At 62.9% G+C, this 14,039-nt stretch carries 13 protein-coding genes and 1 pseudogene; 12 read left to right on the forward strand and 2 right to left on the reverse strand.

The annotated features are described in order from the left end of the window. Positions 1-47 precede the first annotated feature (47 nt). From pobA to WS45_RS05695, 7 genes are all read left to right on the forward strand, one after another. On the forward strand, positions 48-1,280 hold the full coding sequence (gene pobA / locus WS45_RS05665; protein WP_059698679.1) for a 4-hydroxybenzoate 3-monooxygenase: 1,233 nt from the start codon (positions 48-50) through the stop codon (positions 1,278-1,280). 145 nt (positions 1,281-1,425) lie between these two features. Then, positions 1,426-2,139, forward strand: a complete 714-nt coding sequence (locus WS45_RS05670; RefSeq protein WP_014900666.1) for a 3-oxoacid CoA-transferase subunit A — start codon at positions 1,426-1,428, stop codon at positions 2,137-2,139. Positions 2,140-2,157: 18 nt separating this feature from the next. After that, the gene (locus WS45_RS05675) at positions 2,158-2,814 is read left to right on the forward strand and encodes a CoA transferase subunit B (protein ID WP_012365076.1); all 657 of its coding nucleotides are present in this window, start codon (positions 2,158-2,160) and stop codon (positions 2,812-2,814) included. A gap of 88 nt (positions 2,815-2,902) precedes the next feature. Next, positions 2,903-4,276 carry a 3-carboxy-cis,cis-muconate cycloisomerase gene (locus WS45_RS05680; RefSeq protein ID WP_059698681.1) on the forward strand — a complete coding sequence of 458 codons (1,374 nt, stop codon included), beginning with the start codon at positions 2,903-2,905 and terminating at the stop codon, positions 4,274-4,276. Next, positions 4,276-5,061: a 3-oxoadipate enol-lactonase gene (gene pcaD / locus WS45_RS05685; protein ID WP_059698683.1), complete on the forward strand. Its 786-nt coding sequence runs from the start codon at positions 4,276-4,278 to the stop codon at positions 5,059-5,061. Before WS45_RS05680 ends, pcaD begins: the two co-directional genes overlap by 1 nt. Before the next feature lie 10 nt (positions 5,062-5,071). Then, positions 5,072-5,458 carry a 4-carboxymuconolactone decarboxylase gene (gene pcaC, locus WS45_RS05690; RefSeq protein ID WP_059692656.1) on the forward strand — a complete coding sequence of 129 codons (387 nt, stop codon included), beginning with the start codon at positions 5,072-5,074 and terminating at the stop codon, positions 5,456-5,458. Between the two features lie 149 nt (positions 5,459-5,607). After that, positions 5,608-6,966 carry an MFS transporter gene (locus WS45_RS05695; RefSeq protein WP_059698685.1) on the forward strand — a complete coding sequence of 453 codons (1,359 nt, stop codon included), beginning with the start codon at positions 5,608-5,610 and terminating at the stop codon, positions 6,964-6,966. A gap of 123 nt (positions 6,967-7,089) precedes the next feature. Here WS45_RS05695 and WS45_RS05700 read toward each other — a convergent pair whose 3' ends face one another. Then, complete coding sequence (locus tag WS45_RS05700; RefSeq protein WP_059698687.1) at positions 7,090-7,338, reverse strand: hypothetical protein; 249 nt, start codon at positions 7,336-7,338, stop codon at positions 7,090-7,092. Positions 7,339-7,448: 110 nt separating this feature from the next. Continuing rightward, a complete protein-coding gene (locus tag WS45_RS05705) occupies positions 7,449-8,066 on the reverse strand; it encodes a LysE family translocator (protein ID WP_059698690.1) in 618 nt (205 codons plus the stop codon). A 528-nt stretch (positions 8,067-8,594) separates the two neighbouring features. Here WS45_RS05705 and WS45_RS36035 point away from each other — a divergent pair. From WS45_RS36035 to qatD, 5 genes and pseudogenes are all read left to right on the forward strand, one after another. Further along, positions 8,595-8,861 (forward strand): annotated as a pseudogene (locus WS45_RS36035) (hypothetical protein); the annotation flags it as partial. Positions 8,862-9,050: 189 nt separating this feature from the next. Then, on the forward strand, positions 9,051-10,892 hold the full coding sequence (locus WS45_RS05710; protein WP_059698692.1) for a KAP family P-loop NTPase fold protein: 1,842 nt from the start codon (positions 9,051-9,053) through the stop codon (positions 10,890-10,892). A gap of 74 nt (positions 10,893-10,966) precedes the next feature. Continuing rightward, positions 10,967-11,767, forward strand: coding sequence for a Qat anti-phage system associated protein QatB (qatB, locus tag WS45_RS05715; RefSeq protein ID WP_218921627.1), 801 nt, complete (start codon positions 10,967-10,969; stop codon positions 11,765-11,767). Then, positions 11,764-13,026, forward strand: coding sequence for a Qat anti-phage system QueC-like protein QatC (gene qatC / locus WS45_RS05720; RefSeq protein ID WP_059698696.1), 1,263 nt, complete (start codon positions 11,764-11,766; stop codon positions 13,024-13,026). The genes qatB and qatC overlap by 4 nt, the downstream gene beginning before the upstream one ends. Continuing rightward, positions 13,026-13,772 carry a Qat anti-phage system TatD family nuclease QatD gene (gene qatD, locus WS45_RS05725; RefSeq protein ID WP_059698698.1) on the forward strand — a complete coding sequence of 249 codons (747 nt, stop codon included), beginning with the start codon at positions 13,026-13,028 and terminating at the stop codon, positions 13,770-13,772. Before qatC ends, qatD begins: the two co-directional genes overlap by 1 nt. The last annotated feature ends 267 nt before the right edge of the window (positions 13,773-14,039 follow it).

The following is a 14,039-nucleotide window of genomic DNA, read 5'->3' on the forward strand; positions in this document are numbered from 1 at the left end:
CGCTCAAATGGGTTCCATTATTCGAACCAATGTTCAGGAGACGAACAATGCGCACCCAGGTCGCCATCATCGGCGCCGGTCCGTCCGGCCTTTTGCTTTCCCATCTGCTGCGCCTGCAAGGCGTCGATTCCATCCTCGTCGAAGCGCGCTCGCGCGAATACTGCGAGAACCGCATCCGCGCCGGCGTGCTGGAGCAGGGCACCGTCGACACGCTGAACGAAGCCGGCCTCGGCGAGCGGATGCGCCGCGAAGGGCTCGAACATCACGGCATCGAGCTGCTGTTCTCCGGCCAGCGCCATCGCATCGACCTGAGCGCGCTCACCGGCGGGCGTGCGATCACCGTCTATAGCCAGCACGAAGTCGTGCGCGACCTGATCGCGGCCGGCGACGCGCATGGGCACCAGATGCACTTCGAAGTCAGCGATGTCGCGCTGCACGATATCGAAAGCGAGCACCCGTTCGTCACGTTCAAGCACGCGGACGGCCGCGCGGATCGCATCGACTGCGACTACATCGCCGGCTGCGACGGCTTCCACGGCATCGCGCGGCAGACCATTCCCGCCGAGCGGCTGAACACGTTCGAGCGCGTCTACCCGTTCGCATGGCTCGGCATCCTCGCCGACGCGGCGCCGTCGCTCGACGAGCTCGTCTACGCGCATCACGACAACGGCTTCGCACTGTTCTCGATGCGCTCGCCGACGGTCACGCGCCTCTACCTGCAATGCAAGCCCGACGAAGACCTCGCCGAATGGTCCGACGCGCGGATCTGGGACGAACTGCACACGCGCTTCTCGAACGACACCGGCTGGACGCCGACCGAGGGCCGGATCACGCAGAAGAGCGTGACGCCGATGCGCAGCTTCGTGTCGGAGACGATGCAGCACGGCCGCCTGTTCCTCGCGGGCGACGCCGCGCACATCGTGCCGCCGACCGGCGCGAAGGGGATGAACCTCGCGGTGGCCGACGTCCGCGCGCTGTCCCGCGCGCTCGGAGCGCGCTACCGCAACGGCGACGCGACGCCGCTCGAGCGCTATTCGGCGACCTGTCTCGAACGCGTGTGGCGCGCCGAGCATTTCTCGTACTTCATGACGAACATGTTGCACTCGTCGCCGGAGGACTCGCCGTTCGTCAATCGCCTGAAGTTTGCCGAGCTGAAGTACGTGACGCGCTCGCGGGCCGCCGCGCAGTCGCTCGCCGAAAACTACGTCGGCCTGCCGTTCGACGACCAGACACCCCCCGAGGGATCCCGCCTTGACAACGCGCTGTGCACGACTCTATGATCGGCGCATCGTTCGCTAATCGAATCTAGGTTCGAATGACGAACAAATGCCGAAGGTCGACGACGGCCTTCGACGCGGCACGCGACACGCGCGTGCCCCCTCGACAGGCCGCGCATCGTGCCGCGGGTTCGTATCAGGAAGAGACATGGTCAACAAGATTTTCGAATCGCTTCAATCGGCGGTCGCGGACGTTCACGACGGCGCGACCATCATGATCGGCGGTTTCGGCACGGCAGGCATGCCGTCCGAGCTGATCGACGCGCTGATCGAGCAGGGCGCGCGCGGCCTGACGATCGTCAACAACAACGCGGGCAACGGCGAGACGGGCCTCGCGGCGTTGCTCAAGGCGAAGCGGGTGCGCAAGATCATCTGCTCGTTCCCGCGCCAGAGCGACTCGCAGGTGTTCGACGCGCTGTACCGCGCGGGCGAGATCGAGCTGGAGCTCGTGCCGCAGGGCAACCTGGCGGAGCGGATCCGCGCGGCGGGCGCCGGCATCGGCGGCTTCTTCACGCCGACGGGCTTCGGCACGAAGCTGGCCGAAGGTAAGGAAACGCGCGTGATCGACGGCAAGTCGTATGTGTTCGAGACGCCGATCCACGCCGATTTCGCGCTGGTGAAGGCATACAAGGGCGATCGCTGGGGCAACCTCGTGTACCGCAAGACCGCGCGCAACTTCGGGCCGATCATGGCCAGCGCCGCGAAGGTCGCGATCGTGCAGGTGTCGGAAGTCGTGCCGCTCGGCGGGTTGAATCCGGAACACATCGTGACGCCGGGCATTTTCGTGCAGCGTGTCGTCGAAGTGCCGCAGGCCGCGCATGCGGCCGAGCTGGCCGCCGAACGTGCATCGCAAGCCGCCTGACAGCAGAGGAGACCCGACATGAAACGACTGACCCGCGACGAAATGGCCAAGCGCGTCGCCCAGGACATCCCCGAAGGCGCGTACGTGAACCTCGGCATCGGCGTGCCGACGCTGGTGGCGAACCATCTCGACCCGAGCAAGGAAATCTTCCTGCACAGCGAGAACGGCCTGCTCGGCATGGGCCCGGCGCCGGCGCCCGGCGAGGAAGACGACGAGCTGATCAACGCCGGCAAGCAGCACGTGACGCTGCTCACCGGCGGCGCGTATTTCCACCACTCGGATTCGTTCGCGATGATGCGCGGCGGCCACCTCGACTACTGCGTGCTCGGCGCGTTCCAGGTGTCGGCGAACGGCGACCTCGCGAACTGGCATACGGGCGCGCCCGACGCGATTCCGGCCGTCGGCGGCGCGATGGACCTCGCGATCGGCGCGAAGCAGGTATTCGTGATGATGGAACATCTGACGAAGCAGGGCGAAAGCAAAATCGTCGCGCAGTGCTCGTATCCGGTCACCGGCGTGCAGTGCGTGAGCCGTATCTATACCGATCTCGCCGTGCTCGACGTGACGGCGGACGGCCTCGCGGTGAGCGAGATCTTCACCGACCTGTCGTTCGACGAACTGCAGAAGCTGACCGGCGTGCCGCTGATCGACGCGACGCGCAAGGCCGCGGCCTGAACGGCAAGCGTGCCGGCGCGCGCGATCGCGCGCACGCCGGCACGCTTGGGTAGACAATAGGCGCACGCCGTTTCCCCAATCTGATGCCATGCTCGAAGACAGCGCCCGCCTGACCTCCCTCATTTGCGGCACCGAGCCGCTCAACCGGATCTGGTCGCCGCGCGCGACGATCCAGCGGATGCTCGACGTCGAGGCCGCGCTCGCGCGTGCGCTCGCCGCGCGGCAAGTGATTCCCGCCGCCGCGGTCGCGCCGATCGAACGCGCGTGCGACGCCGGCCGGCTCGACGCCGACGCGCTCGCGCACGGCGCGGCGCTCGGCGGCAATCTCGCGATTCCGCTCGTCAAGCAGCTCACCGCCCAGGTAAAAGCCGACGACCCCGAGGCCGCGAAGTTCGTGCACTGGGGCGCGACGAGCCAGGACATCATCGATACCGCGACCGTGCTGCAACTGCGCGACACGCTCGACGTGCTCGAGCCGCTGCTCGACGAAGCGTGCGCGTCGCTCGCGACGCTCGCGCGCACGCATCGCGCGACGCCGATGATCGGCCGCACGTGGCTGCAGCAGGCGCTGCCGATCACGCTCGGCCTGAAATTCGCGCAATGGCTCGACGCGCTGCTGCGCCATCGCGCGCGCCTCGCCGAATTGCGCGAGCGCGCGCTGGTGCTGCAGTTCGGCGGCGCCGCCGGCACGCTGGCGAGCCTGCGCGAGCAGGCGGCCGGCGTGAGCGCCGCGCTCGCGGCCGACCTGAAGCTTGCGCTGCCGGCCGTGCCGTGGCATACGCAGCGCGACCGCATCGCGGAAGCCGCGTCGTGCTTCGGGATGCTGACCGGCACCCTCGGCAAGATCGCGCGCGACGTGTCGCTGCAGATGCAGACCGAAGTGGGCGAGCTTGGCGAACCGGCGGCTGCCGGCAAGGGCGGCTCGTCGACGATGCCGCACAAGCGCAACCCCGTCGGCTGCGCGGCCGTGCTGACCGCCGCGGTGCGCGCGCCGAACCTCGTCGCGACCGTGTTTGCCGGGATGGTCCAGGAGCACGAGCGCGCGCTCGGCGGCTGGCAGGCCGAATGGGATGCGCTGCCCGATCTCGCGCGTCTGACCGGCGGCGCGCTCGCGCAGATCGCGCAGATCGTCGCGGGCCTCGACGTGAACACCGAACGCCTCGCCGCGAACCTCGACCTGACGCACGGGCTGATTCTCGGCGAAGCCGTGATGCTCGCGCTTGGCGACCGGATCGGCCGGCTCGATGCGCATCATGTCGTCGAGCATGCGTCGAAGGAAGCCGTGCGCACCGGCGCGACGCTGTTCGACGTGCTCGCCGCCGATCCGACCGTATCCGCCCATCTGTCGCGCGACGCGCTCGCGCGGCTGCTCGATCCCGCACATTATGTCGGCGAGGCGCAGGCCTACGTCGACGCCGTGCTCGCGCTGCACGCGGGCACGACACAACCAGGAGAACACTGATGCCTTTCGCCACTGTCAACGGCGTGAAACTGCATTACCGGATCGACCGTGCCGCGCGCGACGACGCGCCGTGGCTCGTCTTCTCGAACTCGCTCGGCGCCGACCTGCAGATGTGGGCACCGCAGATTCGCCCGCTCACGCAGCACTTCAACATCCTGCGCTACGACACGCGCGGCCATGGCCATTCCGAAGCACCGGCCGGCTCGTACACGATCGACCAGCTCGCGGGCGACGTGATCGGCCTGCTCGACCACGTCGGCATCGATCGCGCGTGCTTCTGCGGGATTTCGATGGGCGGCCTGACCGGCGCCGCGCTCGCCGCGCGCTTCCCGTCGCGCATCGTGCGCGCCGTGCTGTCGAACACCGCCGCGAAGATCGGCTCGCCCGAAGTGTGGGCGCCGCGCGCGCAAAAGGCGCGTGCGGAAGGGATGGCCGCACTGGCCGACGCCGTGCTGCCGCGCTGGTTCACCGACGCGTTCGTCGATCGCGAGCCGCGCCTGTTCGACGCGATCCGCGACACGTTCGTGCATACCGACAAGGACGGTTACGCGGCGAACTGCGACGCGCTGAACGCGGCCGACCTGCGCGAGGAAGTGAAGGGCATCGCGCTGCCGGTGCTCGTCGTGACCGGCGCGAAGGACATGTCGACGCCGCCCGACCAGGGTCGTGCGCTGGCCGCCGCGATTCCCGGCGCGCGTCACGTCGAATTCGACGCCGCGCATATTTCGAACATCGAGTGCACCGACGGTTTCAACCGCGCGCTGCTCGACTTCCTGACCGCGTGAGGCACCGACGATGGACGACCAGCAACGTTACGAAGCGGGGATGAAGGTGCGGCGCGCGGTGCTCGGCGACGCGCACGTCGACCGCTCGATCCAGAACCGCACCGAAGTGACCGACGAATTCCAGAACCTGATCACACGCTATGCGTGGGGCGAGATCTGGACGCGCGACGGCCTGCCGCGCCATACGCGCAGCCTGCTGACCATCGCGATGATGGTCGCGCTGAACCGCGGCGAGGAGCTCGCGCTGCACCTGCGCGCCGCGCGCAACAACGGCGTGACGCGCGACGAGATCAAGGAAGTGCTGCTGCAGACCGCGATCTACTGCGGCGTGCCGGCCGCGAACTCCGCGTTCCATCTCGCGGACAAGATCTTCAAGGAACAGGATGCGGCTGAATAACACGGCCGGCTCGCGCCGGACGTGACCCGATCGCGATGCCTGCCGCTGCCGGCAGGTGTCGACGACGCATGACGCGCCGGCGGCGAATCGGCGCGCAAACAAGGAAAGACGCGGCCATCAGGTCGCGTTGTTTACATAGGAGACTCGCGATGAATCGCGCACCCGTGGTCGATGTCCAGACCTTCATCAACGAGCAGCCGTTCGGCGGCTTCCAGTGGCTCGTATTCCTGATGTGTTTCGTGATCGTGCTGCTCGACGGCTTCGATACGGCCGCGATCGGCTTCATCGCGCCGTCGCTGCTCGGCGAATGGAACCTCACCAAACCCGATCTTGCACCCGTGCTGAGCGCCGCGCTGTTCGGCCTTGCATGCGGCGCGCTCGTGTCGGGCCCGCTGTCCGATCGCCTCGGGCGCCGTTCGCTGCTGCTCGGCTCGGTGTTCCTGTTCGGCGCCGCGTGTTTCGCGTCCGCGTTCTCGACGACCATCGGGCACCTGACGGTGCTGCGCTTCGTCACCGGCGTCGGCCTCGGTGCCGCGATGCCGAACGCGGTCACGATGATGGGCGAGTTCTGCCCGGACAAACGCCGCGCGACCGTGATCAACCTGATGTTTTGCGGCTTCCCGTTGGGCGCCGCGTTCGGCGGCTTTCTCGCCGCGTGGATGATCCCGCATTTCGGTTGGCGCAGCGTGCTGATGCTCGGCGGCGTGACGCCGCTGCTGCTCGGCGTGCTGTTGCTGCTGAAGATGCCCGAATCGGTGCGTTTCATGGTCGCGCAAGGCCAGAGCATCGACCGGATCCGCGCGACGCTTTCGCGGATCTCGCGCGACGCGCTGAACGCCGGCTCGTTCGCGATGACCGAATCCGCGCCGCAGACGGGCAGCAAGGGGATCGGCGTCGTGCTGTCGCGCTCGTACGTCGTCGGCTCGGTGATGCTGTGGCTCGCGTACTTCATGGGCCTCGTGATCTTCTACGCGTCGATCAACTGGATGCCGATCCTGCTGAAGGATGCCGGCCTCACGCCGAAGAGCGCGACGCTGATTTCCGCGCTGTTCCCGCTCGGCGGCGTCGGCGCGGTGCTGTGCGGCGTGTTGATGGACCGTTTCAATGCGAATCGCGTGATCGCAGTGTGCTACGCGCTGACCGCGATCAGCGTGTATGCGATCGGGCAGGCGGCCGGGAACGTGGGGCTGCTCGTGCTGGTCGTGTTCATCGCCGGCGTGCTGATGAACACCGCGCAATCGTCGATGCCGGCGCTTGCCGCCGCGTTCTATCCGACCGAAGGGCGCGGCACGGGCGTGGCGTGGATGCTCGGTGTCGGCCGCTTCGGCGGGATCGCCGGGTCGTTCCTCGTCGCCGAACTGACGCGCCGGCACTTCTCGTTCGCGGGCGTGTTCGCGACGATCGCGGTCGCGGGCTTGCTTGCGTGCCTTGCGTTGCTGATCAAGCAGATGGCGCGACCGCACGGCGTCGCGCAACCGGGCGGCAAGATCGAGTCGCTCGGGCATTGAGCGTGATCGGGGCCGGGGCGATGCGCCGGCCTTTTGCGTGTTGCGATAGGTCGTGAGCCGGCCGACTCGCAACGACGGACCGGGCCGCTTTGGCGGCCCGTCGACTTTACGGCCGTCGCGCCGCTACTCTTCCGCGTCGTGTTCCTTGACGAAGTTGCGCAGATACGCGCGCAGCGCGGCCTCCTGGCTGCGATGATCGGCATGGTTCGCGGCGCCCATCTCTTCTTCCTCGCCGAACAGCGTGGGCGGCGCGCAGTACGTGCCCACCTCGATGTTTTCGCGCAGCACCCGGATCTCGTGCGTGAGCGGGTGGTACTCGGCGGTCCAGTGCATGCCCTCGATGTGCTCGCCGGCTTTCAGCATTGGCTTCATCGGCAATCTCCATGCAGAGCAGCGGTGCAGCCGGCGAAGCGGCTGCACGCGCCCTTACCAAAAGGGTACGCCTGCGTGGCGTGAAGCTCAACGGGGGCGCTTGTGAGCGCTTACTGCGGGAGCAGATGCGCGACGAGAGGATACAGCGACAGGATCAGCAACACGGCCATCGTCACGTTGAAGATGCGCAGCGCGCGGCGGTTCGACAGGAAGCGGCGCAGGCCCTGGCCGAACGCGGCCCACAGGCTGATGCACGGAAAGCCGATCAGGATGAACACGACGGCCATCCACGCGGCGTTCATCCCGTAGTCGGCGGACAGGCGGATCGTCGTCGCGGCGGTCAGCACCATCATCCATGCCTTCGGATTGACCCACTGGAACGCGGCGGCTTCGAGGAACGTCATCGGCCGCGGCTTGGCGCCCTGCGCCTTCACTTCGCCCGATGTGCCGATGCGCCATGCGAGGTACAGCAGGTACGCGACGCTCGCGATTTCCAGGACCGTATACAGCACCGGCACGCGCCGGAACGCCTCGCCGAGACCGAAGCCGACGCACAGCATCAGGATCGCGACGCCGATGCTGATGCCGAACAGATGCGGCATCGTGCGACGGAAACCGAAATTGACGCCGGAGGCGAGCAGCATCGTATTGTTCGGGCCGGGCGTGATCGACGTGACGAGCGCGAACAGCATGCCGGCGGGCAATGCGCTGACGGTGAGGAAGTCCATCGCGGATTCTCCATTCGTGTTCGGGACTGGGATGGAGCCAGTGTAGCGACGGTTTTCTGTACAGTACCGGTACAGTTTGATGGATGGATGCCGGTACGGGGAGGGGCGACTGGAGCGGAATCGTTGTTGACACTCAGAAAAGATGTCCGCAATCTCAATTTATTTTTGAATAAAAGACGGCGTCCCACGCGTTGGGGACGAGATCTGACTCGCTCTGCGAGAATCTGCGGATCAATATTTGGCAGTGCGGGATTTTGACGCAATGTTAGATCGACATCATCGTGTTGTTGTTGCCGCACTGAGGGCACTCAACTGCCACTTCACTTCGAACGCTTATTGGCAGAGGCAGGAGCGGGGGAGCGCGAACGGCAAACGCTAAGCTACGCAAGACGTAACTCTGCCAAGCCTCCTCCAACTGCGTTCGTCTTAAGTGGCATGCCTGCGATAACATGAGCCACATATTGGCCATCCCGCCGACTGAGCTGGAAATCTTGCTTAGCGCGCCAATGCGGTTCGAGGAGCATCTCGTGCGGCATCGTGATAGTTAGGCAGCGACCACGGATTGCGAAGGGGCGTGTTATTCATCACGATTGAGGACGAATCCGGTCGAACGAACGTCATTCTCTAGCCCGCGCTGCTGGAAAAGTACCGCCGCGAAGCTCTCGGCGCATCGCTGCTGGCCGTATAGGTCTTTGGCAGGCCGAAGGTAAGGTCTGGCGCCTCGTGGCGAAGCATCTTGCCGACCGCAGCGACCTACTTGGCGGGTTGCGCGTCGAATCGCACGACTTTCAATAACCCGTTGTAAATCACTTTATTTTATATAGATACAAACTCAAGGCGCCTTCGCCGTCTCTATAAAGTAAAAATCTGATATGGGCGATCGCTTATGTGATTTACCATTTATACCAAAGCATCGGATCCACAAAAAAAGCGCTTACTTGAACTCACCCAACGCTGAGCTACCGCATCGAGAGGGCCAAACCAGTGTGGCATGACAACGAAACTACCGTTGACTATTTGAACTTCGGCATCGTAGCGGATGCTTGCGCGAAGTTGCTTCAACAGACCAGCGGCGAGCCGATTTCTGTCGGGATATCCGGCGGATGGGGCGCCGGCAAGAGCTCGCTGGTGAAGATGGTGGGAGAACGTCTCGAAGGACTCAACAAGCCTGGTGATAACAGCTACGTTTTTGTCACGTTTAACCCTTGGCTTTATCAAGACTTCGATAGCGCCCGCAGCGCTCTGTTGCAGTTAGTTGGTGACAAAATTCTCGAGGAAGCCAGCGACCGAGAAGGGCTGCGCGACAAGGCTGTACGCCTTCTGAAGCGCATAAACGTGCTACGCGTCGTACAACTTGGTGGCGAGGCCGCCGCTACCTATCTGACCGGCGTTCCTATCGGGACGATTGGCAGAGCCATGAAAAGATTCGGCTTACTCGATAGTGATAAGAGTGACGAGGGCGATAAAAAGGAAGACAAGAAGGATGATGGACTTCTCAAGAAAGCGGAGCCGCTTTCTCTGCCGAACGAGATACATGAGTTTCGTTTGGCGCTCGAAGCCTTGTTGGAAGAGCTGAAAATCACGCTAGTGGTATTCGTGGATGACCTTGACCGGTGCCTGCCCAAGACAGCTATTTCCACGCTCGAATCCATCCGACTTTTACTATTTATCAAGCGGACTGCGTTCGTTATCGCGGCCGACAACGATTTCATCAAGGGCGCAGTTCGCATTCATTTTGCCGGAACGGAAATCAAGGACGAGGTCGCGACGAACTACTTCGACAAACTGATTCAGGTTCCTCTTCATGTGCCACGGCTCGGCGTGAACGAAGCGAAAGCATACATGGCACTCTTGCTGCTGCAGAGGGAGTGTCAGGACGAAAAGTTTGCAGAGGATAAATTCGCAGCCGCCAAAGACGCTGTGTCCAAAAGACTAAGAGACGCGTGGCGCGGGGATTCCGTCACACTCGACTTTTTGGAGGCGCAAGCTGCCGGCAACCAGGACATGGTCGAACTGATGCGGCTAGCCGACGGACTAGCGCCATTACTGACGAGGTCCGGTGCAGTCGATGGGAACCCTCGCTTGATGAAGCGATTTCTCAACACGGTCTTCCTTCGCTCAAGCTTGGCTGAGCCGCAAGGCATCAAACTTGACCTTCAGGCTCTCGCAAAATGGCACCTCGTCGAACGTTGCGCCCCGACGCTTGCGACGGCGCTCGCGAACCTTGTGACATCAGAGTTTGACGGACGCGTGGAGGCGTTGAGAGTCGCTGAGGAACGTAGTAAAGCCGGAGAGCCGCTAACAGGAATATTTGGTGTAGACGACCCATTCATACCCCAATGGCTTGGGCTTGCTCCCCCGCTGGGCGAAGTTGATCTCCGCCCTCTTCTTCACCTCAGTCGGGACACCGCAACCCGCGATTTCGGACCAGACGAACTGACCGCAGTCGGACGCGGACTACGCGATGCGCTTGCTGAGGCAACAACGCGAAATCACCCACTCGCCACAGCAATCAACAACGCTGGGTCAGTGCAAGCAGGGTTGGCACTGTCGCGTGCGTGGGCGCTTAAGTCGCCTAAGCGTGGGTGGAAGAAGGCTGAGGACGTACTGATGCTTATCGAAGTTGCCAGAGCATTCCCGGAGCATGTTGAGCAGGCCACGCGGATGCTGCTCACCGCCCCGATTAGTGACATTGGGGTCGGTATTATTCCCGAACTCAAAGCACAGGCATGGGCCAAGGACGTACTGGATAAATGGTCGGCCCACCCTGATATCGACCAGAAGGTAAAACGCGCAATCGACCAACAGGACAAAAGGAATAAGTAATGGGGACCTCAACTTCGAGCAAAGGTGGCGGCCCGCGCTCACCATTTGACCCAGAATGGCTCGAGGGGCCCGCTGTGATCGGCGATGACGGCGACATCGACGGCGGAGACAACGGTGACGGTGGAGACGGCGCCGATGAAGGAGACATCGCTGCAGACGATGATGGTCAGATGGTGGAAAACGGTGCTGACGCGCTGGGAGACCCGCAGCTTCCTCCCCTGAACCCTGCGAGACGCCTCGCAGGAGCTCGCACAGCCTTAGCGGGTGCGTTGCGAGGAGGTGGTCGCGACCAAATCAAGTCGGCTGCTAGGCGCATGGTCGCGCGAGGGATGGGGGGCCCAGCCCGGGCGGCAAGAACCATGCGTGCAACCGCGCAGGGCGCAGGGGCATTGGGTCAATTCCTTACCCAAGCACGTGATGGGACAAATCCAAGAGTCGTAGATTGGGTCGCGCGCGTTCGAGCTGCGAATCTATCGGCCAACGATCTCATCTTGGAAGTGGTGCGAGAAGTCATACCCAATTCGGGAAGCATCGATGAAGAGTCGCTTCGCAACGCGGCGACGGAAACTCTCTCTATGCTGTACGAGAGGTCCCCCGACGTGGATGTCTTCGACCTCACAGACCAGCAAATCGCAAATGTCATCGGCTTCACCGTCGCCAACGATATCTGCAACCGAATGGACCTGCTGCTCGGCCAAACCTACGAAAAGCTGAAGTACACGCCGCAGCAAGTGCAAATGAACCGGAACGATGTCCGTGAATATGTCCACGGACTCGTCCGAGTAGAACTAGACAAATTGGGACCGAGACCGGTAGACCCCCATGGGCTCGCGCGCGATGTCCTGTCGAAAACTCTGGAGGTATTCGGGGAATGAAAATCTTATGCACTAGCCCGGATAGCCTCCCGGCAAATCTTGAACCTGACGAGCAAGCGTTCTCGTTCTTTCGTTCGAGTCGGCGAGCAGGCGTCGGAAACATCGCCAATAACTGGAAGCGGCTGCTGAAGCGCAGAGGCTTTGCACCCAACGCGGCCACGTGGGATTTCGTTCAGTTTTGCCTCGCTGTTTGTGCGGCAGACTTAGCTTGCCTGCGGGAGACAAGCGCAGATGGCTGGACTCGAGTCATCGACCTTACGGTCGGCCTGCACGAGCCGATGCGGTGGGTCGGCTTCGAAGAGCACCTGGAAAAGATGCTCAAGCTGCTGACAGGAGACTATTGGAAGCTCCACTTCATCGTCGGTGGCGAAGCACCGCCCGCTGGCAAGGTCGCAGATGTGCCTCACGATTGTGTATGCCTTCTCTCGGGAGGCCTAGACAGCTTGATCGGTGGTATCAACCTCGTGTCGCAAGGTCGCCGGCCGGTATTCGTATCCCAACGCGCTCACGACGATTCCCATCAGCAAATCTTGTACGCTCGCCGGCTGGGCGGGGCCGACTCACATTGGCAGTGGAGCCATGGCATCAATTTTCCGGGCCAACGCGAACCATCGACGCGTGCTCGGTCGCTCGCCTTCTATGCGTTCGCCGTACTCGCGGCATCAAGATTGCAAGGGAACCGAGTTCAGGTCTACGTTCCGGAGAACGGTTTCATCTGTATCAACCCGCCTTTGGTGCCGGGCCGTGTGTCGAGCTTGAGCACGAAGACGACGCATCCTCAATTCATCTCGATGATGCAAGAGCTGCTGGATGGAGTCGGCCTCGACATCGCGCTTGAGCTGCCCTATCGATTCAAGACGAAAGGACAGATGCTTCAAGAATGCCTCAATCAGGATTTGCTCAAGGAACTGGCGAGCGGCACGACGAGTTGCGGTCGGTTCCGAACCTACAATCGACAGCACTGTGGCCGATGCGTCCCGTGCATGATTCGAAAAGGTGCGTTTCATGCTTGGGGGCCTGGGAAAGATAAAACGGACTACAGATACGAATCACTTCTTGCTGCAGACAAATCGAGCGGCCCCGATGACGCCATGGCGGCAGCGCTTGCGGTCCTAACCGTCGAGGAGCAGGGGCTCGACCGATTCCTCGGCGCAACTCTCGGATTTGCCCCAACGACCGACCGAGAATCGTATCGGGACACAATGAGACGAGGCCTTTCTGAGGTCGAAGCAATTCTTCGTAGAGACGGCGTTCTGTGATGGATTTCCACTGCCACCTAGACCTCTATCCGGGCGCGAGAGCCGTCACCGATGAGGCGTCACGTCGTAACGAGTTCACGTGGCTCGTGACTACAAGCCCTCGCGCCTATGCAGCCACATCAAAGGTCCTTGGTCACGTTCCGCGCGTGCTTATCACCCCAGGGCTGCATCCTGAACTGGTCGAGCAGCGCGCGGGCGAGCTCCCTCAGTTGCTCAAGCAGATGGAGAAAGCGATGGCCATCGGCGAGGTGGGAATGGATGGCTCCTATCCCTTCAAATCGAGCTTGCCGGCGCAACGCAAGGTGTTCGAAGCCGTTGTAACTCGGAGCAGAGAGCTCGGCGGCAAGACCCTCAGCATTCACTCCAGAGGTGCCGTGAAGGAGGTATTGCCCATCCTTCTGAAAAATCCCGGGTTCGGCACCGCTGTGCTTCATTGGTTCAGCGGAACCTTGGTCGAGGTGGAAGTTGCCCACAAAATGGGCTGCTGGTTCAGCTTGGGCCCTGCTGCGTTTGCCAGCGCAGCGGGGCGTGCACTCGCTGCTAGGCTTCCCCGAGACAGAGTCGTTCCCGAAAGCGATGGTCCATTCGCGAGCGAGGGTGGCGCAACGGTTCAGCCATGGAGTATGGAGCGAACTGCGCAATTGCTCGGGTCGAGTTGGGGCTGCTCAGAATTGGAAACGCTGGCGACTCTAACGGAGAACAGTCGGAAGTTGCTTGAGCTAATGGGATGGCCGAACAATCGGTGAATTCCAGTCGTCGCCGATGTGCAGGCCCAACGACCTTCAAATACGGCGTGCACATCATCTGGAAGCGGCGCATCAAAATCGTCTCCGATACGGAGACGTTTGCCATTTCCAAAAATTCCAGGTGAACGCCCGCCGATGCCTCAGCGCGCAGGACAACGGCCGCTAGCTGTGACTGACTGAGGCGAAGAGGTTCCGGTCGGGATGTCGTGCAGACTTGATCGACGGCATTCTCCGCTTGGTTCTAACGGAGTGCGCGAACGCAGGCAA

The organism is Burkholderia sp. RF2-non_BP3 (assembly GCF_001522185.1).
Lineage (GTDB): Bacteria > Pseudomonadota > Gammaproteobacteria > Burkholderiales > Burkholderiaceae > Burkholderia > Burkholderia diffusa.